We start from the raw sequence: 15,456 nt of genomic DNA, 5'->3' as shown, positions 1-15,456 counted from the left end.
TTAACCTGTGATCTGATTATTCATCAGCAATGCTTGCTGGTGGCCAGTTTTCCAGGCGCATGCCCAGAGACAAACCACGTGAAGCGAGCACATCTTTAATCTCAGTAAGAGATTTTTTACCAAGGTTAGGCGTTTTAAGCAGCTCAACCTCGGTACGCTGTACCAGATCACCGATGTAGTGGATAGCTTCTGCCTTGAGGCAGTTAGCAGAGCGGACAGTCAATTCCAGATCGTCAACAGGGCGCAGCAGGATCGGATCGAATTCTGGTTTCTCTTCTTTCACTTCCGGCTGACGTACATCACGTAAGTCAACGAAAGCTTCCAGTTGTTCTGCCAGGATGGTAGCCGCACGACGAATCGCCTCTTCAGGATCGATTGTGCCGTTGGTTTCCATTTCGATGACCAGCTTGTCCAGGTCGGTGCGCTGTTCTACACGCGCTGCTTCAACATTGTAGGCGATACGGTCTACAGGGCTGTAGCAAGCGTCAACCAACAGACGGCCGATTGGGCGCTCATCTTCTTCCGAATGAATTCGGGCAGAAGCCGGCACATAACCACGACCACGCTGAACTTTGATACGCATGCTAATAGATGCGTTTTCATCGGTCAGATGGCAGATCACGTGCTGCGGCTTGACGATTTCGACATCACCGTCGTGGGTGATATCGGCTGCAGTCACAGGGCCAATGCCAGATTTATTCAAAGTAAGGATGACTTCATCTTTACCCTGAACTCTTACCGCCAGCCCTTTCAGATTGAGCAGGATTTCCAGGATATCTTCCTGTACGCCCTCTTTGGTGGAGTACTCGTGGAGCACGCCATCGATCTCAACCTCGGTCACCGCGCAACCCGGCATGGAAGAAAGCAGAATACGGCGCAGTGCGTTGCCAAGAGTATGGCCAAAGCCACGCTCTAACGGCTCAAGGGTCACCTTGGCGTGCGTCGAACTCACTTGCTCGATATCTACCAGGCGCGGTTTTAGAAACTCTGTCACAGAACCCTGCATTGTGTCCTCTCTTTGGTACTAAGCTTTACTTAGAGTAAAGCTCGACGATCAGGTGTTCGTTAATGTCCGCAGACAGATCAGTACGTTCAGGAATACGCTTGAACACACCTTCCATCTTAGTCGCATCAACTTCCAGCCAGGTTGGCTTTTCACGCTGCTCAGCCAGCTCCAGAGCGGCCTTCACGCGAGATTGCTGTTTGGCTTTCTCACGGATGCTAACGACATCATTCGGAGATACCTGATAAGAAGCGATGTTAACAACGCGACCGTTTACCAGGATAGATTTATGGCTAACCAGCTGACGTGCTTCTGCACGAGTGGCGCCAAAGCCCATACGGTAAACAACGTTATCCAGACGACCTTCCAGCAGAGCCAACAGGTTTTCACCGGTGTTGCCTTTCAGACGTGCTGCTTCTTTGTAGTAGTTACGGAACTGACGCTCAAGCACGCCGTACATACGACGAACTTTCTGCTTCTCACGTAACTGACCGCCGTAGTCAGACAGACGCGGTTTACGCGCACCGTGCTGGCCAGGTGGTTGTTCAATTTTGCACTTGGTATCGATCGCGCGAACGCCAGACTTAAGGAATAAGTCGGTGCCCTCACGACGGCTCAGCTTGAGCTTAGGACCCAAATATCTTGCCATTTTCTTTCTCCAACTAACCTAAAAACGGGCGTTAAACGCGACGTTTTTTCGGCGGACGACAACCGTTGTGAGGGATTGGAGTCACATCAGTAATATTAGTGATGCGGAAACCAGCAGCGTTCAGAGCACGAATTGTTGATTCGCGGCCTGGACCTGGACCCTTAACCATAACTTCCAGATTCTTAATACCGTAATCTTTCACTGCTTCTGCACAGCGCTCTGCAGCTACCTGAGCAGCAAACGGAGTAGATTTACGTGAACCGCGGAAACCGGAACCACCGGCGGTTGCCCAACCCAGTGCGTTACCCTGACGATCAGTGATGGTAACGATGGTGTTGTTAAAAGATGCATGGACATGAGCCACGCCATCTGAGACTTGCTTTCTTACACGCTTGCGTGCACGAACTGGTGCCTTTGCCATTATTTACTCACCCCGATTATTTCTTGATCGGTTTACGCGGACCCTTACGGGTACGTGCATTGGTCTTAGTACGCTGACCGCGAACTGGCAGACCACGACGATGGCGTAAACCACGATAGCAACCAAGGTCCATCAGACGCTTGATGCTCAGGGTGATTTCACGGCGCAGATCACCTTCAACAACGAATTTACCAACTGCTTCACGCAGCTGTTCAATTTGTTCTTCAGACAGCTCTCTGATCTTAACATTTTCAGCGATACCCGTTGAAGCACAGATGGCTTTAGAACGGGTCTTGCCGATACCGAAGATCGAAGTTAATGCGATAACGGTATGTTTTTGATCAGGAATGTTAATGCCTGCTATACGGGCCACTATGCACTCCTATAATTAAATAAATGCGTCCCATGCTGAAAAGCCCGTTTTCAGGATACTCAAATGGTAACGCATCGACATACAAAAGATTGGCTGGCTAATCTAGCCAGCTCAACCCGACTTTGCAAGAAAAATATGTGACAATATCAGCCTTGGCGCTGTTTATGCTTTGGCTCGGCGCTGCAAATCACACGTACGACACCGTCGCGGCGGATGATTTTGCAGTTACGACATAATTTCTTGACGGAAGCACGAACTTTCATTTTTACTCTCCGTAACTTCTCAAGCGCCTGAATTAACGGCCGTAGCCTTTCAGGTTTGCTTTCTTCAATGCAGACTCATACTGACTCGACATCATCAGAGTTTGCACTTGAGCCATAAAGTCCATGATGACAACCACTACGATAAGCAGCGATGTGCCGCCAAAGTAGAAGGGAACCTTCATGGCATCACGCATGAACTCCGGGATCAGGCAGATAAAGGTAATGTACAGTGCGCCGATTAAGGTCAAACGTGTCATTACTTTATCGATATACTTCGCCGTTTGCTCTCCCGGACGAATTCCCGGTACGAATGCTCCAGACTTCTTCAAGTTATCAGCTGTTTCACGTGGGTTGAAAACCAACGCCGTGTAGAAGAAACAGAAGAAGATGATTGCAGTCGCATAGAGTAGCACATAAAGCGGCTGTCCTGGTTGCAAATACAGCGAAATTGTTGTCAGCCAGTTCCAACCGGTTCCGCCCCCGAACCATGACGCGATGGTTGCTGGGAACAGAATAATGCTGGAAGCAAAAATAGCCGGAATTACACCCGCCATATTCACTTTCAACGGTAAATGTGTGCTCTGTGCAGCATATACACGACGACCTTGCTGACGTTTAGCGTAGTTGACCACAATGCGGCGCTGGCCACGCTCAACGAAAATAACAAAGAACGTCACTGCAAATACAAGAACTGCAACCAACAGCAACAGGAGGAAGTGCAGGTCACCTTGCCGCGCTTGCTCGATGGTATGGCCAATGGCCGGCGGGAGACCCGCAACAATACCTGCGAAGATAATGATCGAGATACCGTTACCGATACCTCGTTCAGTTATCTGTTCGCCCAGCCACATCAGGAACATTGTCCCGGTAACCAGACTTACAACAGCGGTAAAGTAGAATGCGAAACCTGGATTCATTACCAGGCCTTGCATTCCAGGCATATTCGGCAGACCGGTAGCAATACCGATCGACTGGAATACAGCCAGAACCAGGGTACCATAGCGAGTGTACTGGCTAATCTTACGACGACCAGCTTCACCCTCTTTCTTAATCTCGGCCAACGCTGGGTGAACCACCGTCAGCAACTGGATAATAATAGAGGCCGAAATATACGGCATAATACCCAGTGCGAAGATTGAGGCACGACTGAGAGCACCACCAGAGAACATGTTGAACATTTCAATGATGGTGCCACGCTGTTGCTCAAGCAGTTTGGCAAGTACAGTGGCATCGATACCAGGGATTGGAATAAAAGAGCCAATACGGAAGACAATCAGTGCACCGATAACAAACAAAAGTCTGCGCTTCAGTTCACCAAAGCCACCTTTGGCACTTTGAAAATCTAATCCCGGTTGCTTTGCCATCTGCTACTTATTCCTCGATTTTACCGCCAGCAGCTTCGATTGCAGCACGCGCACCTTTAGTGACACGCAGACCACGAATCGTTACCGGTGCAGAAACTTCACCAGACAGAATCACTTTCGCGAACTCGATCTGAACACCGATGATGTTGGCTGCTTTCAGAGTATTCAGGTCAACAATACCGCCTTCAACTTTCGCCAGGTCAGACAGACGAACTTCTGCAGTGACCATTGCTTTGCGAGAGGTGAAACCGAATTTCGGCAGACGACGATACAGAGGCATCTGACCACCCTCGAAACCGCGACGTACGCCACCGCCAGAACGAGAGTTCTGACCTTTGTGACCACGACCACCGGTTTTACCGAGGCCAGAACCGATACCACGACCCAGACGCTTAGAAGCGTGTTTAGACCCTTCGGCCGGAGACAGAGTGTTTAAGCGCATCTCTTACTCCTCCACTTTCAGCATGTAGGAAATCGCGTTAACCATACCGCGCACTGCTGGCGTGTCTTCACGCTCAACGGTATGACCAATACGACGCAGACCCAAGCCAACCAGAGTGGCTTTGTGCTTAGGCAGGCGGCCGATTGAACTGCGGGTTTGTGTAATTTTAATAGTCTTAGCCATCGTGATTACCCCAGAATTTCTTCAACGGATTTACCACGCTTGGCAGCGACCATTTCTGGAGAATTCATATTGCCCAGGCCATCGATAGTTGCACGAACCACGTTAATCGGGTTAGTAGAACCATACGCTTTAGCCAGAACGTTATGTACTCCAGCAACTTCTAAAACAGCGCGCATTGCACCGCCGGCGATGATACCGGTACCTTCAGAAGCTGGCTGCATGAACACACGAGAACCCGTGTGAGCACCTTTAACAGGGTGCTGCAGGGTGCCGTGAGTCAGCGCGACGTTAATCATGTTGCGACGGGCTTTCTCCATCGCTTTCTGGATCGCTGCTGGAACTTCACGCGCTTTACCGTAACCAAAACCAACGCGGCCGTTACCATCACCCACTACAGTCAGTGCGGTGAAGGAGAAAATACGACCACCTTTTACAGTTTTAGATACACGGTTTACCGCGATCAGTTTTTCCTGCAGTTCGCCAGCTTGTTTCTCGATGTTTGACATCTTAGACCTCTACCTTAGAACTGAAGGCCAGCTTCACGGGCAGCATCTGCCAGTGCCTGGACACGACCATGATATTGGAACCCGGAACGGTCGAAAGAAACATTTGTAATGCCTTTCTCGACAGCGCGCTCAGCCAGAGCTTTACCTACGGCTGCAGCAGCGTCTTTGTTACCGGTGTACTTCAGTTGTTCGGCAATAGCTTTTTCTACAGTAGAAGCAGCAACCAGAACTTCGGAACCGTTCGGGGCGATCACCTGTGCGTAAATATGACGCGGGGTACGATGTACCACCAGGCGAGTAGCACCCAGCTCTTTGAGCTTGCGACGTGCACGGGTCGCACGACGGATACGAGCAGATTTCTTATCCATAGTGTTACCTTACTTCTTCTTAGCCTCTTTGGTACGCACGACTTCGTCGGCGTAACGAACACCCTTGCCTTTGTAAGGCTCAGGACGACGGTAGGCGCGCAGATCCGCTGCAACCTGACCAATCAGCTGTTTATCAGCGCCTTTCAGCACGATCTCAGTCTGAGTTGGACATTCAGCAGTGATGCCGGCCGGCAGTGCATGGTCAACAGGGTGAGAGAAGCCCAGGGCCAAGCTCACAGAGTTGCCTTTAACAGCTGCACGATAACCAACACCAACCAGTTGCAGCTTCTTGGTGAAGCCTTCGGTAACACCGATAACCATGCCGTTCAGCAGCGCACGAGCAGTACCTGCCTGTGCCCAAGCGTCCGAGAAGCCTTCGCGTGGAGCGAAAGTCAGGGCGTTGTCTGCATGCTTAACTTCTACAGCACTGTTGATAGTACGAGTCAGCTCGCCGTTTTTGCCTTTGATCGAAATTTCCTGACCGTTGAGTTTTACCTCTACGCCCGCAGGAACAACGACAGGTGCTTTTGCAACACGAGACATTTTATCCTCCGATTACGCTACGTAGCAGATAATTTCGCCACCAAGACCAGCTTGGCGCGCTGCACGATCAGTCATGACACCTTTAGAGGTAGAAATTACAGCGATGCCCAGACCAGCCATTACTTTTGGCAGCTCATCTTTTTTCTTATAGATGCGCAGACCTGGACGGCTAACACGCTGAATGCTCTCTACCACAGCCTTGCCCTGGAAATACTTTAAAGTAACTTCCAGCTCAGACTTGATGTCGCCTTCGATTTTAAAATCTTCAATGTAGCCTTCTTCCTTCAGCACGTTGGCAATTGCCACTTTCAGCTTGGAGGAAGGCATAGAGACCGCAACTTTGTTCGCGGCCTGACCGTTACGGATACGGGTCAGCATATCCGCGATCGGATCTTGCATGCTCATCTGTGTTACTCCCGTGATTCAAATGGTGACAATTACCAGCTAGCCTTTTTCAGACCCGGGATTTCACCGCGCATTGCGGCTTCACGGACCTTGATACGGCTCAACCCAAACTTCCGCAGGAAACCGTGCGGACGACCTGTCTGACGGCAGCGGTTACGCTGACGGGAAGGGCTGGAATCACGCGGCAGACTCTGCAGCTTGAGAACGGCATCCCAACGATCTTCGTCGGATGCGTTCACATCAGAAATGATCGCTTTCAGTTCAACGCGCTTAGCGAAGAACTTGTCTGCTAATTTCACACGCTTTACTTCGCGTGCTTTCATCGATTGCTTAGCCATTAAGTAACCCTACCTTACTTGCGGAACGGGAAGTCAAAGGCAGCCAGCAGAGCACGGCCTTCATCATCAGATTTCGCAGTAGTGGTAATGGTAATATCCAAACCACGAACGCGATCGACTTTGTCATAATCGATTTCTGGGAAGATGATCTGCTCACGAACGCCCATGCTGTAGTTACCACGACCATCGAAAGACTTAGCAGACAGGCCGCGGAAGTCACGAATACGTGGAACAGCAATAGTGATCAGGCGCTCAAAGAACTCCCACATGCGCTCGCCGCGCAGAGTTACTTTACAGCCGATCGGATAGCCCTGACGGATTTTGAAGCCTGCAACTGATTTGCGTGCTTTGGTGATCAACGGTTTTTGACCGGAGATTGCTGCCAGGTCAGCTGCTGCGTTATCCAGCAGTTTCTTGTCAGCGATCGCTTCACCAACACCCATGTTCAGGGTGATCTTCTCGACCCGAGGGACTTGCATGACAGAATTGTAGCCGAACTCAGTCATGAGTTTCTGGACTACTTCGTCTTTGTAGTAATCATGCAGTTTCGCCATCGTACTACTCCAAATTACTTGATAGTTTCGCTATTAGACTTGAAGAAACGGACTTTTTTGCCTTCTTCGAATCTAAAGCCTACACGGTCAGCCTTGCCGGTTGCCGCATTGAAGATTGCAACGTTAGAAACCTGAATAGCAGCTTCTTTTTCAACGATGCCGCCTGGTTGGTTCAGAGCCGGAACCGGCTTCTGGTGTTTCTTAACCAGGTTGATACCTTCAACGATGACCTTACCAGAAGTCAGGACATTCTTTACTTTACCGCGTTTACCTTTGTCTTTACCGGTAATCACGATAACTTCGTCGTTACGACGGATTTTCGCTGCCATTGCTCGCTCCTTAGAGTACTTCTGGTGCCAGAGAGATAATTTTCATGAACTTTTCAGTACGAAGTTCACGAGTTACCGGCCCAAAAATACGCGTACCGATAGGCTGCTCGCTGTTATTGTTTAAAATAACGCATGCATTACCATCGAAGCGAATGACAGAACCGTCCGGGCGACGAACACCCTTCCTGGTGCGCACCACTACCGCCTTCAGGACATCACCTTTCTTAACTTTACCGCGAGGAATTGCTTCCTTGATGGTAACTTTAATGATGTCGCCGACGCCTGCGTAGCGACGGTGCGAGCCACCCAGAACCTTGATACACATTACGCGACGTGCACCGGAGTTGTCGGCGACGTTCAGCATAGTCTGTTCTTGGATCATTTTAGTGCTCCGCTAATGTCAACTACTACTTCGGGACCCAAACCTCAGGTCGTTAAAAAGCCCCATAATTGAGGGCGCGGCATTATAACACCGGATCTCGCAGATGGGTAGAAAAAATGAACGGCTCAGACGAGCCGTTCATTTTATTTTTTAGAGGAAGCGGATTCTATTACAGAATCGCTTTCTCTACAACGCGAACCAGCGCCCAAGACTTAGTCTTAGACAGTGGACGGGTTTCGCGGATTTCTACCACGTCACCGATTCCACATTCGTTGTTCTCGTCATGGATGTGCAGCTTAGTCGTACGCTTGATGAACTTACCGTAGATCGGGTGTTTCACGACACGTTCGATAGCAACAACTGCAGATTTCTGCATTTTGTCACTAATTACACGACCCTGCAGAGTACGGATTTTATCGGTCATTACGCCGCCTTCTCAGTCAGTAAAGTCTTAACACGTGCAACATTACGGCGCACTTGCTTCAGCAGATGGGTCTGCTGCAGCTGGCCGGATGCTGCCTGCATGCGCAGGTTGAATTGCTCACGCAGCAGGTTAAGAAGCTCAGCGTTCAGCTCTTCAACGCTTTTTTCACGCAGCTCATTTGCTTTCATTACATCACCGTCTTAGTAACAAAGGTGGTTTTGATAGGCAGTTTTGCTGCTGCCAGCTTGAATGCTTCACGGGCAAGCTCTTCCGGAACACCGTCCATTTCATACAGGACTTTACCCGGTTGGATCAGGGCAACCCAATACTCCACGTTACCCTTACCTTTACCCATACGCACTTCAAGCGGCTTCTCGGTAATCGGTTTGTCCGGGAATACACGGATCCAGATCTTACCTTGACGCTTAACTGCACGGGTCATAGCACGACGTGCTGCTTCGATCTGACGAGCAGTCAGACGACCACGGCCAACAGCTTTCAGACCGAAAGTACCGAAGCTGACATCCGTACCCTGCGCCAGACCACGGTTGCGGCCTTTGTGCACTTTACGGAATTTCGTACGCTTTGGTTGTAACATCAGCGACTCTCCTTACTTACGGCCTTTACGCTGCTGCTTTTTAGGTTGAGCAGCCGGTTCCGGTTGTTCAACAGCAGCCATACCACCCAGGATCTCACCTTTGAAGATCCATACCTTAACGCCGATTACACCATAAGTGGTGTGCGCTTCAGAGGTGTTGTAGTCAATGTCTGCACGCAGAGTGTGCAGTGGCACGCGACCTTCACGGTACCATTCGGTACGTGCGATCTCGGCTCCGCCCAAACGGCCGCTAACTTCAACTTTAATACCCTTCGCGCCCAGACGCATTGCGTTCTGAACAGCACGCTTCATAGCACGACGGAACATCACACGACGCTCCAGCTGTGAAGTGATGCTATCAGCAACCAATTTAGCGTCCAGTTCCGGTTTACGGACTTCGGCGATATTGATCTGTGCAGGAACGCCAGCGATTTTCGCTACGACCGTGCGCAGTTTTTCTACGTCTTCACCTTTCTTACCGATAACGATACCCGGGCGAGCGGTGTGAATGGTCACACGGATGCTCTTAGCCGGACGCTCGATAACGATACGAGATACAGACGCTTTAGCCAGTTCCTTAGTCAGGAACTGACGTACTTTAAAATCGCTGTCCAGGTTGTCAGCGAATTCTTTGGTGTTCGCAAACCAGGTAGAGTTCCATGGTTTTACAATACCCAGGCGAATACCATTAGGATGTACTTTCTGACCCATTGCTAGTCTCCAGAGTCTCAGCGATCGGACACAACCACAGTAATGTGGCTGGTGCGCTTCAGGATGCGATCTGCACGACCTTTCGCACGCGGCATAATGCGCTTCATGCTTGGGCCTTCGTCTACGAAGATTTTCGCGACTTTCAGATCGTCGATATCAGCGCCATCGTTGTGTTCGGCGTTCGCAATGGCAGATTCCAGGACTTTCTTAACCAACACTGCAGCTTTCTTGTTGGTGTAAGTCAAAATATCCAGAGCCTGCGACACTTTCTTACCGCGAATCAGGTCAGCAACAAGGCGGACCTTCTGAGCAGAAGAACGAGCATGGCGATGTTGAGCAATAGTTTCCATCTCTTCCTCCTACTTATTTCTTCTTGGCTTTCTTATCTGCAGCATGGCCGCGATAAGTACGTGTCGGTGCAAATTCACCCAGTTTGTGGCCGACCATTTCGTCGGATACAAAGACAGGAACGTGCTGACGACCATTATGGACAGCGATGGTCAAACCGATCATGTTAGGGAAGATCGTTGAACGACGGGACCAAGTGCGCAGGGGCTTCTTGTCACCGCTTTCCACCGCTTTCTCTACCTTCTTCAGCAAGTGCAGGTCAATAAAAGGACCTTTCTTGAGAGAACGTGGCATGGCTTATCCTCTAAAATTATTTGCTACGGCGACGTACGATAAATTTATCAGTACGCTTGTTGCTACGGGTCTTCTTACCTTTGGTCTGAACGCCCCACGGAGTTACCGGGTGCTTACCAAAGTTACGACCTTCACCACCACCGTGCGGGTGATCGACTGGGTTCATCGCAGTACCGCGAACGGTAGGACGAACACCACGCCAACGGGTTGCACCAGCTTTACCCAGAACGCGCAGCATGTGCTCAGCGTTACCGACTTCGCCCAGGGTTGCGCGGCAGTCGATTTCGACTTTACGCATTTCGCCTGAACGCAGACGCAGGGTTACGTAGGAACCATCACGCGCAACAATCTGCACGTAAGTACCAGCTGAGCGAGCAATCTGACCGCCTTTGCCTGGTTTCATTTCTACGTTGTGAACGGTAGAACCCACCGGGATGTTACGCATTGGCAGGGTGTTACCTGCTTTAATCGCAGCATCAACGCCAGATTGAACCTGATCACCAGCTTTCAGGCCTTTAGGGGCCAGGATGTAACGGCGCTCGCCATCTTTGTACAGAACCAGTGCGATGTTCGCAGAACGGTTCGGATCGTACTCAAGACGCTCAACAACTGCTGGGATACCATCTTTGTTGCGTTTGAAGTCAACAATACGGTAAGCCTGCTTGTGACCACCACCGATATGACGGGTAGTGATACGACCATTGTTGTTACGACCACCGGATTTGCTGTTTTTTTCTAACAGCGGAGCAAAAGGTTTGCCCTTGTGCAGCTCTGGGTTCACCACTTTAACTACGTGACGACGACCCGGAGATGTCGGTTTACATTTAACAACTGCCATTGTCTTTCTCCTCCGACTTACTCAGCGCCGCCGACGAAGTCCAGGTTCTGGCCTTCCTTCAGGGTGACGTAAGCTTTTTTCCAGTCGCTACGACGACCGATACGCTGTCCGTGACGCTTAACTTTGCCCTTAACAACCAGGGTGTTTACGTCTTTAACTTCAACTTCGAACAGCTTCTCAACAGCAGCAACGATCTCTGCTTTGGTCGCGTCTTTAGCAACTTTGAGAACGATGGTATTGCTTTTTTCCATCGCAGTAGATGCTTTTTCAGATACGTGCGGTGCACGCACTACTTTCAGCAGACGTTCTTCACGGATCATGCCAGCATCTCCTCAACTTGCTTAACTGCTTCCGCAGTCATAACGACTTTGTCGAAGGCGATCAGGCTAACTGGGTCGATACCTGCTGCATCACGCACGTCAACCTTGTACAGGTTACGCGCAGCCAGGAACAGATTCTCATCCAGTTCACCGGTGATGATCAGCACATCTTCCAGCGCCATGTCTTTCAGTTTCTGTGCCAGCAGCTTAGTTTTAGGCGCTTCTACAGAGAACGTCTCGACAACGATCAGACGGTCCTGACGTACCAGTTCGGACAGGATGCTTTTCAGCGCGCCGCGGTACATCTTCTTGTTAACTTTTTGACTGTGGTCCTGTGGACGCGCAGCGAAGGTCACGCCACCTGAACGCCAGATCGGGCTCTTTACAGAACCTGAACGCGCACGGCCGGTACCTTTCTGGCGCCAAGGCTTTTTGCCTGAACCAGTTACTTCAGCACGAGTTTTCTGCGCACGAGTACCCTGACGAGCACCAGCGGCATAAGCAACAACAACCTGGTGAACCAGCGCTTCGTTGAAATCACGACCGAAGGTAGTTTCGGAAACAGTCAGCGCGCTCTGCGCGTCTTTCAGTACTAATTCCATTGCTATCCCCTTACGCCTTCACAGCTGGTTTAACAATCAGGTCGCTGCCGGTTGCACCCGGGACAGCACCTTTGACCAGCAGCAGGTTGCGCTCAGCGTCAACACGTACCACTTCCAGGCTCTGAACGGTTACGCGCTCGTTACCCAGTTGACCAGCCATTTTCTTGCCTTTGAACACTTTGCCCGGAGTCTGGTTCTGACCGATAGAACCCGGAACGCGGTGAGACAAGGAGTTACCGTGTGTAGCGTCCTGGGTACGGAAGTTCCAGCGCTTAACGGTACCTGCGAAACCTTTACCTTTAGAGGTACCGGTAACGTCTACTTTTTTAACGTCAGCGAAAATTTCAACACTGATGCTCTGGCCTACTGAGTACTCTTCACCTTCGGTGCGGAATTCCCATAGACCACGGCCAGCTTCAACGCCAGCTTTAGCAAAATGACCTGCTTCCGGCTTGCTCACACGGTTTGCTTTTTTAGCACCGGTGGTCACCTGGATAGCCTGGTAACCGTCGTTTTCCAGGCCTTTGACCTGAGTAACGCGGTTTGCTTCAACTTCGATTACGGTTACTGGGATTGAAACGCCATCTTCAGTGAAGATGCGAGTCATGCCCACTTTTTTACCGACTAAACCAATCATTGTATCAACCTCTCAATCGCTCGATGACCTGATTAACCCAGGCTGATCTGCACGTCAACACCGGCAGCCAGATCCAGACGCATCAGTGCATCAACGGTTTTTTCAGTTGGCTCAACGATGTCTACCAGACGCTTGTGAGTACGGATCTCGTACTGATCGCGCGCGTCTTTGTTAACGTGCGGAGAGATCAGAACGGTGAAACGCTCTTTGCGAGTTGGCAGCGGGATCGGACCACGTACCTGCGCACCAGTGCGCTTGGCAGTCTCAACGATTTCCGCGGTTGATTGATCGATCAGGCGATGATCAAACGCTTTAAGACGGATACGGATTCTTTGGTTCGACATGAGACCAAGGCTCCAAACATTTTATAAACGAAAAGAATTACTACCCACACCCATTACGATTGATGGAGGAGTGTAATCGTTCAGCATATAACTCCCCAATCGGGAGTATTGTCAGGTGATACATAGCTTGCTATCACCTGCGATTCTGCTCGAATCGCGCCATACCAATATCGGCAGGCCCGCGCATTATACGCAAATCAGTTCAGGAAGCAACCCGTGATGCGTTTTTAACCACATCAATTGCGGACTAAATGCGAAAAAGCCTGTATGGGGCTCGATATTTCCCCTTACAGGCTCTGTGACATTGCTACAACGAAAGGGTTTTAGTCTGTGCTTTCTTCTTTTAATTGCGCCTGCAGGTAATTCTGCAAACCGAGTTTTTGAATCAGGTCGAGTTCGGTTTCCAGCCAGTCAATGTGATGCTCTTCCTCGCCCAGAATCTCAATCATCATGTCGCGGCTTACGTAGTCATGTACCTTGTCGGCATAGGCAATCGCTTCACGTAAATCCTTCGCCCCTTCTAACTCCAACGTCAGATCGGACTGCAGCATTTCCGGTACATCTTCACCAATACGCAACCGGCCGAGATCCTGCAAATTTGGAATCCCTTCAAGAAAAAGAATGCGCTCGATGTATTTGTCCGCATGCTTCATTTCATCGATGGATTCGTGATACTCGACATCGTTGAGGCGAATAAGCCCCCAGTTTTTGAACATACGTGCATGAAGAAAGTACTGATTAATCGCAACCAGTTCATTCCCCAGCAGTTTATTGAGATGAGTTATGATTTTACTGTCGCCCTTCATTTTGCTTCCTCCGCTTCCAGGTAAATAGATCGTAGATGCGGATAAAAAGAAGTCAAAAAAACAGGACTGTTTTTGTGGTTATTGCCAGAGGATGTCGATTCGACCTAAGCGATTTCTTTGTACAGCGGTACCTTCAGCAACTCATCATCCATAATCTCGCGCGCAAAACGGATGCACTTACCACACTGTTTTCCAATAGGAACCAGTTGACGAAGATGTTGGATCGATTTGGGCTGATAGCGACGCACTACTTCACGGAGGGTTTTGTCACTCACGGCATTACACAGACAGACGTACATTTACTGCGACTCCAGTACAAATTCTGATCAAAGTGTAAATGAGAATGGTTTTTATTTCAAACGTAGCTTTTGTGTGGGATTAACTTGAGTGGCGAATTTCAGACAAAAAAAAGAGCACCGAAGTGCTCTCTTTTCGTGCTGCGGCGGCTACCTAGGCAGCCACCGACATTCCGCGATTAAGCCAGAACTTCAGCAACAACGCCCGCACCAACAGTACGGCCGCCTTCACGGATTGCGAAACGCAGACCCTGGTCCATCGCGATTGGGTGGATCAGCTCAACGGTCATTTTCACGTTGTCGCCTGGCATTACCATCTCAACGCCTTCTGGCAGCTCAACGTTACCAGTCACGTCAGTAGTACGGAAGTAGAACTGTGGACGGTAGCCTTTGAAGAACGGAGTATGACGGCCGCCTTCGTCTTTAGACAGTACGTATACTTCTGATACGAACTTGGTGTGTGGCTTGATGGTGCCTGGCTTAGCCAGTACCTGACCACGCTGGATGTCTTCACGCTTGATACCGCGCAGCAGAACACCACAGTTTTCACCCGCCTGACCCTGGTCCAGCAGCTTACGGAACATTTCAACGCCAGTACAGGTAGACTTAACAGTCGCCTTGATACCAACGATTTCAACTTCGTCGCCCACTTTAACGATACCGCGCTCAACACGACCGGTTACAACAGTACCACGGCCTGAGATTGAGAATACGTCTTCGATTGGCAGCAGGAACGGCAGGTCGATTGCACGTACTGGCTCTGGGATGTAGTTATCCAGGTGACCAGCCAGCTCAATGATCTTCTCTTCCCACTCAGCAACACCGTTCAGTGCCTGCAGAGCAGAACCGCGTACGATTGGAGTATCGTCGCCTGGGAAGTCGTATGCTGACAGCAGATCGCGAACTTCCATCTCTACCAGTTCCAGCAGCTCTTCATCATCAACCATGTCGCACTTGTTCAGGAACACGATGATGTAAGGAACGCCAACCTGACGACCCAGCAGGATGTGCTCACGGGTCTGTGGCATTGGGCCATCAGTCGCAGCAACAACCAGGATCGCGCCGTCCATCTGCGCAGCACCGGTGATCATGTTTTTCACATAGTCGGCGTGGCC

At 50.3% G+C, this 15,456-nt stretch carries 30 protein-coding genes; all 30 read right to left on the bottom strand.

Annotated features, from left to right (window positions below):
* Window positions 1-16: 16 nt before the first annotated feature.
* Window positions 17-1,006, bottom strand: coding sequence for a DNA-directed RNA polymerase subunit alpha (rpoA, locus tag VI01_RS24190; protein WP_007891688.1), 990 nt, complete (start codon window positions 1,004-1,006; stop codon window positions 17-19).
* A gap of 25 nt (window positions 1,007-1,031) precedes the next feature.
* Window positions 1,032-1,652: a 30S ribosomal protein S4 gene (rpsD, locus tag VI01_RS24185; RefSeq protein WP_007891687.1), complete on the bottom strand. Its 621-nt coding sequence runs from the start codon at window positions 1,650-1,652 to the stop codon at window positions 1,032-1,034.
* A 31-nt stretch (window positions 1,653-1,683) separates the two neighbouring features.
* A complete protein-coding gene (gene rpsK, locus VI01_RS24180; protein WP_004160563.1) occupies window positions 1,684-2,073 on the bottom strand; it encodes a 30S ribosomal protein S11 in 390 nt (129 codons plus the stop codon).
* A gap of 16 nt (window positions 2,074-2,089) precedes the next feature.
* Window positions 2,090-2,446 carry a 30S ribosomal protein S13 gene (rpsM, locus tag VI01_RS24175; RefSeq protein ID WP_034830736.1) on the bottom strand — a complete coding sequence of 119 codons (357 nt, stop codon included), beginning with the start codon at window positions 2,444-2,446 and terminating at the stop codon, window positions 2,090-2,092.
* A 146-nt stretch (window positions 2,447-2,592) separates the two neighbouring features.
* Entirely contained in the window at window positions 2,593-2,709 is a 117-nt protein-coding gene (gene rpmJ, locus VI01_RS24170) for a 50S ribosomal protein L36 (protein WP_004160566.1), read from the bottom strand.
* 32 nt (window positions 2,710-2,741) lie between these two features.
* Window positions 2,742-4,073: a preprotein translocase subunit SecY gene (secY, locus tag VI01_RS24165; RefSeq protein ID WP_007891686.1), complete on the bottom strand. Its 1,332-nt coding sequence runs from the start codon at window positions 4,071-4,073 to the stop codon at window positions 2,742-2,744.
* A gap of 7 nt (window positions 4,074-4,080) precedes the next feature.
* Window positions 4,081-4,515, bottom strand: a complete 435-nt coding sequence (gene rplO, locus VI01_RS24160) for a 50S ribosomal protein L15 (protein WP_034830738.1) — start codon at window positions 4,513-4,515, stop codon at window positions 4,081-4,083.
* Between the two features lie 3 nt (window positions 4,516-4,518).
* Window positions 4,519-4,698, bottom strand: a complete 180-nt coding sequence (gene rpmD, locus VI01_RS24155; RefSeq protein WP_021186404.1) for a 50S ribosomal protein L30 — start codon at window positions 4,696-4,698, stop codon at window positions 4,519-4,521.
* 5 nt (window positions 4,699-4,703) lie between these two features.
* Window positions 4,704-5,204 (bottom strand): 30S ribosomal protein S5, encoded by a 501-nt coding sequence (gene rpsE, locus VI01_RS24150; protein WP_007891679.1) that lies wholly within the window; start codon window positions 5,202-5,204, stop codon window positions 4,704-4,706.
* 14 nt (window positions 5,205-5,218) lie between these two features.
* The gene (gene rplR, locus VI01_RS24145; protein ID WP_008104733.1) at window positions 5,219-5,572 is read right to left on the bottom strand and encodes a 50S ribosomal protein L18; all 354 of its coding nucleotides are present in this window, start codon (window positions 5,570-5,572) and stop codon (window positions 5,219-5,221) included.
* A gap of 9 nt (window positions 5,573-5,581) precedes the next feature.
* Window positions 5,582-6,115, bottom strand: a complete 534-nt coding sequence (gene rplF / locus VI01_RS24140) for a 50S ribosomal protein L6 (RefSeq protein ID WP_038644335.1) — start codon at window positions 6,113-6,115, stop codon at window positions 5,582-5,584.
* A 12-nt stretch (window positions 6,116-6,127) separates the two neighbouring features.
* Window positions 6,128-6,520, bottom strand: coding sequence for a 30S ribosomal protein S8 (rpsH, locus tag VI01_RS24135; RefSeq protein ID WP_007891668.1), 393 nt, complete (start codon window positions 6,518-6,520; stop codon window positions 6,128-6,130).
* A 32-nt stretch (window positions 6,521-6,552) separates the two neighbouring features.
* Window positions 6,553-6,858: a 30S ribosomal protein S14 gene (gene rpsN, locus VI01_RS24130; protein ID WP_007891666.1), complete on the bottom strand. Its 306-nt coding sequence runs from the start codon at window positions 6,856-6,858 to the stop codon at window positions 6,553-6,555.
* A gap of 14 nt (window positions 6,859-6,872) precedes the next feature.
* Entirely contained in the window at window positions 6,873-7,412 is a 540-nt protein-coding gene (gene rplE, locus VI01_RS24125; RefSeq protein WP_013510763.1) for a 50S ribosomal protein L5, read from the bottom strand.
* Window positions 7,413-7,426: 14 nt separating this feature from the next.
* On the bottom strand, window positions 7,427-7,741 hold the full coding sequence (gene rplX / locus VI01_RS24120) for a 50S ribosomal protein L24 (protein WP_034830741.1): 315 nt from the start codon (window positions 7,739-7,741) through the stop codon (window positions 7,427-7,429).
* Window positions 7,742-7,751: 10 nt separating this feature from the next.
* Window positions 7,752-8,123: a 50S ribosomal protein L14 gene (rplN, locus tag VI01_RS24115; protein WP_006120590.1), complete on the bottom strand. Its 372-nt coding sequence runs from the start codon at window positions 8,121-8,123 to the stop codon at window positions 7,752-7,754.
* Between the two features lie 169 nt (window positions 8,124-8,292).
* Window positions 8,293-8,547, bottom strand: a complete 255-nt coding sequence (gene rpsQ, locus VI01_RS24110; RefSeq protein ID WP_038644333.1) for a 30S ribosomal protein S17 — start codon at window positions 8,545-8,547, stop codon at window positions 8,293-8,295.
* Entirely contained in the window at window positions 8,547-8,735 is a 189-nt protein-coding gene (gene rpmC / locus VI01_RS24105; RefSeq protein WP_034830743.1) for a 50S ribosomal protein L29, read from the bottom strand. The genes rpsQ and rpmC overlap by 1 nt, the downstream gene beginning before the upstream one ends.
* Window positions 8,735-9,145 (bottom strand): 50S ribosomal protein L16, encoded by a 411-nt coding sequence (gene rplP / locus VI01_RS24100; RefSeq protein WP_002438716.1) that lies wholly within the window; start codon window positions 9,143-9,145, stop codon window positions 8,735-8,737. The genes rpmC and rplP overlap by 1 nt, the downstream gene beginning before the upstream one ends.
* Before the next feature lie 12 nt (window positions 9,146-9,157).
* The gene (rpsC, locus tag VI01_RS24095) at window positions 9,158-9,856 is read right to left on the bottom strand and encodes a 30S ribosomal protein S3 (protein ID WP_034830744.1); all 699 of its coding nucleotides are present in this window, start codon (window positions 9,854-9,856) and stop codon (window positions 9,158-9,160) included.
* Window positions 9,857-9,873: 17 nt separating this feature from the next.
* A complete protein-coding gene (rplV, locus tag VI01_RS24090) occupies window positions 9,874-10,206 on the bottom strand; it encodes a 50S ribosomal protein L22 (RefSeq protein ID WP_007891659.1) in 333 nt (110 codons plus the stop codon).
* A 13-nt stretch (window positions 10,207-10,219) separates the two neighbouring features.
* A complete protein-coding gene (gene rpsS, locus VI01_RS24085; RefSeq protein ID WP_001138115.1) occupies window positions 10,220-10,498 on the bottom strand; it encodes a 30S ribosomal protein S19 in 279 nt (92 codons plus the stop codon).
* A 16-nt stretch (window positions 10,499-10,514) separates the two neighbouring features.
* Entirely contained in the window at window positions 10,515-11,336 is an 822-nt protein-coding gene (gene rplB, locus VI01_RS24080) for a 50S ribosomal protein L2 (protein ID WP_034830746.1), read from the bottom strand.
* A gap of 17 nt (window positions 11,337-11,353) precedes the next feature.
* Entirely contained in the window at window positions 11,354-11,656 is a 303-nt protein-coding gene (gene rplW / locus VI01_RS24075; RefSeq protein WP_034830749.1) for a 50S ribosomal protein L23, read from the bottom strand.
* Window positions 11,653-12,258, bottom strand: a complete 606-nt coding sequence (gene rplD, locus VI01_RS24070; RefSeq protein WP_034830751.1) for a 50S ribosomal protein L4 — start codon at window positions 12,256-12,258, stop codon at window positions 11,653-11,655. Before rplD ends, rplW begins: the two co-directional genes overlap by 4 nt.
* A 10-nt stretch (window positions 12,259-12,268) precedes the next feature.
* Window positions 12,269-12,895, bottom strand: coding sequence for a 50S ribosomal protein L3 (rplC, locus tag VI01_RS24065; RefSeq protein ID WP_038644330.1), 627 nt, complete (start codon window positions 12,893-12,895; stop codon window positions 12,269-12,271).
* Window positions 12,896-12,927: 32 nt separating this feature from the next.
* Window positions 12,928-13,239 (bottom strand): 30S ribosomal protein S10, encoded by a 312-nt coding sequence (gene rpsJ, locus VI01_RS24060; RefSeq protein ID WP_006120582.1) that lies wholly within the window; start codon window positions 13,237-13,239, stop codon window positions 12,928-12,930.
* Between the two features lie 323 nt (window positions 13,240-13,562).
* The gene (gene bfr / locus VI01_RS24055) at window positions 13,563-14,045 is read right to left on the bottom strand and encodes a bacterioferritin (RefSeq protein WP_034830757.1); all 483 of its coding nucleotides are present in this window, start codon (window positions 14,043-14,045) and stop codon (window positions 13,563-13,565) included.
* A 104-nt stretch (window positions 14,046-14,149) separates the two neighbouring features.
* A complete protein-coding gene (gene bfd, locus VI01_RS24050; protein ID WP_045816954.1) occupies window positions 14,150-14,344 on the bottom strand; it encodes a bacterioferritin-associated ferredoxin in 195 nt (64 codons plus the stop codon).
* 176 nt (window positions 14,345-14,520) lie between these two features.
* Window positions 14,521-15,456 (bottom strand): elongation factor Tu (tuf, locus tag VI01_RS24045; RefSeq protein ID WP_045816953.1); only part of this gene is annotated, 936 nt, incomplete at its 5' end.

This window comes from Pantoea sp. SM3 (assembly GCF_000963995.1).
GTDB classification, from domain to species: Bacteria; Pseudomonadota; Gammaproteobacteria; order Enterobacterales; family Enterobacteriaceae; genus Pantoea; species Pantoea rwandensis_B.
The sequence above is the reverse complement of the archived record's forward strand: the minus strand, read 5'-3'. Positions and strand labels throughout refer to the sequence as shown.

What these genes read in the sequence shown, in the direction of transcription:
- rpsS (WP_001138115.1), bottom strand. Translation starts at nt 10,498, where the DNA reads ATGCCACGTTCTCTCAAGAAAGGTCCTTTTATTGACCTGCACTTGCTG.
- rplN (WP_006120590.1), bottom strand. Translation starts at nt 8,123, where the DNA reads ATGATCCAAGAACAGACTATGCTGAACGTCGCCGACAACTCCGGTGCA.
- rplR (WP_008104733.1), bottom strand. Translation starts at nt 5,572, where the DNA reads ATGGATAAGAAATCTGCTCGTATCCGTCGTGCGACCCGTGCACGTCGC.
- rpsC (WP_034830744.1), bottom strand. Translation starts at nt 9,856, where the DNA reads ATGGGTCAGAAAGTACATCCTAATGGTATTCGCCTGGGTATTGTAAAA.
- secY (WP_007891686.1), bottom strand. Translation starts at nt 4,073, where the DNA reads ATGGCAAAGCAACCGGGATTAGATTTTCAAAGTGCCAAAGGTGGCTTT.
- rpmC (WP_034830743.1), bottom strand. Translation starts at nt 8,735, where the DNA reads ATGAAAGCAAATGAGCTGCGTGAAAAAAGCGTTGAAGAGCTGAACGCT.
- rpoA (WP_007891688.1), bottom strand. Translation starts at nt 1,006, where the DNA reads ATGCAGGGTTCTGTGACAGAGTTTCTAAAACCGCGCCTGGTAGATATC.
- rplF (WP_038644335.1), bottom strand. Translation starts at nt 6,115, where the DNA reads ATGTCTCGTGTTGCAAAAGCACCTGTCGTTGTTCCTGCGGGCGTAGAG.
- rpsN (WP_007891666.1), bottom strand. Translation starts at nt 6,858, where the DNA reads ATGGCTAAGCAATCGATGAAAGCACGCGAAGTAAAGCGTGTGAAATTA.
- rpsE (WP_007891679.1), bottom strand. Translation starts at nt 5,204, where the DNA reads ATGTCAAACATCGAGAAACAAGCTGGCGAACTGCAGGAAAAACTGATC.
- bfr (WP_034830757.1), bottom strand. Translation starts at nt 14,045, where the DNA reads ATGAAGGGCGACAGTAAAATCATAACTCATCTCAATAAACTGCTGGGG.
- rpsD (WP_007891687.1), bottom strand. Translation starts at nt 1,652, where the DNA reads ATGGCAAGATATTTGGGTCCTAAGCTCAAGCTGAGCCGTCGTGAGGGC.
- rplD (WP_034830751.1), bottom strand. Translation starts at nt 12,258, where the DNA reads ATGGAATTAGTACTGAAAGACGCGCAGAGCGCGCTGACTGTTTCCGAA.
- rpmD (WP_021186404.1), bottom strand. Translation starts at nt 4,698, where the DNA reads ATGGCTAAGACTATTAAAATTACACAAACCCGCAGTTCAATCGGCCGC.
- rplV (WP_007891659.1), bottom strand. Translation starts at nt 10,206, where the DNA reads ATGGAAACTATTGCTCAACATCGCCATGCTCGTTCTTCTGCTCAGAAG.
- bfd (WP_045816954.1), bottom strand. Translation starts at nt 14,344, where the DNA reads ATGTACGTCTGTCTGTGTAATGCCGTGAGTGACAAAACCCTCCGTGAA.
- rpsJ (WP_006120582.1), bottom strand. Translation starts at nt 13,239, where the DNA reads ATGTCGAACCAAAGAATCCGTATCCGTCTTAAAGCGTTTGATCATCGC.
- rpsK (WP_004160563.1), bottom strand. Translation starts at nt 2,073, where the DNA reads ATGGCAAAGGCACCAGTTCGTGCACGCAAGCGTGTAAGAAAGCAAGTC.
- rpsQ (WP_038644333.1), bottom strand. Translation starts at nt 8,547, where the DNA reads ATGACCGATAAAATCCGTACTCTGCAGGGTCGTGTAATTAGTGACAAA.
- rplW (WP_034830749.1), bottom strand. Translation starts at nt 11,656, where the DNA reads ATGATCCGTGAAGAACGTCTGCTGAAAGTAGTGCGTGCACCGCACGTA.
- rpmJ (WP_004160566.1), bottom strand. Translation starts at nt 2,709, where the DNA reads ATGAAAGTTCGTGCTTCCGTCAAGAAATTATGTCGTAACTGCAAAATC.
- rplO (WP_034830738.1), bottom strand. Translation starts at nt 4,515, where the DNA reads ATGCGCTTAAACACTCTGTCTCCGGCCGAAGGGTCTAAACACGCTTCT.
- rplX (WP_034830741.1), bottom strand. Translation starts at nt 7,741, where the DNA reads ATGGCAGCGAAAATCCGTCGTAACGACGAAGTTATCGTGATTACCGGT.
- rpsH (WP_007891668.1), bottom strand. Translation starts at nt 6,520, where the DNA reads ATGAGCATGCAAGATCCGATCGCGGATATGCTGACCCGTATCCGTAAC.
- rplE (WP_013510763.1), bottom strand. Translation starts at nt 7,412, where the DNA reads ATGGCGAAACTGCATGATTACTACAAAGACGAAGTAGTCCAGAAACTC.
- rplB (WP_034830746.1), bottom strand. Translation starts at nt 11,336, where the DNA reads ATGGCAGTTGTTAAATGTAAACCGACATCTCCGGGTCGTCGTCACGTA.
- rplP (WP_002438716.1), bottom strand. Translation starts at nt 9,145, where the DNA reads ATGTTACAACCAAAGCGTACGAAATTCCGTAAAGTGCACAAAGGCCGC.
- rplC (WP_038644330.1), bottom strand. Translation starts at nt 12,895, where the DNA reads ATGATTGGTTTAGTCGGTAAAAAAGTGGGCATGACTCGCATCTTCACT.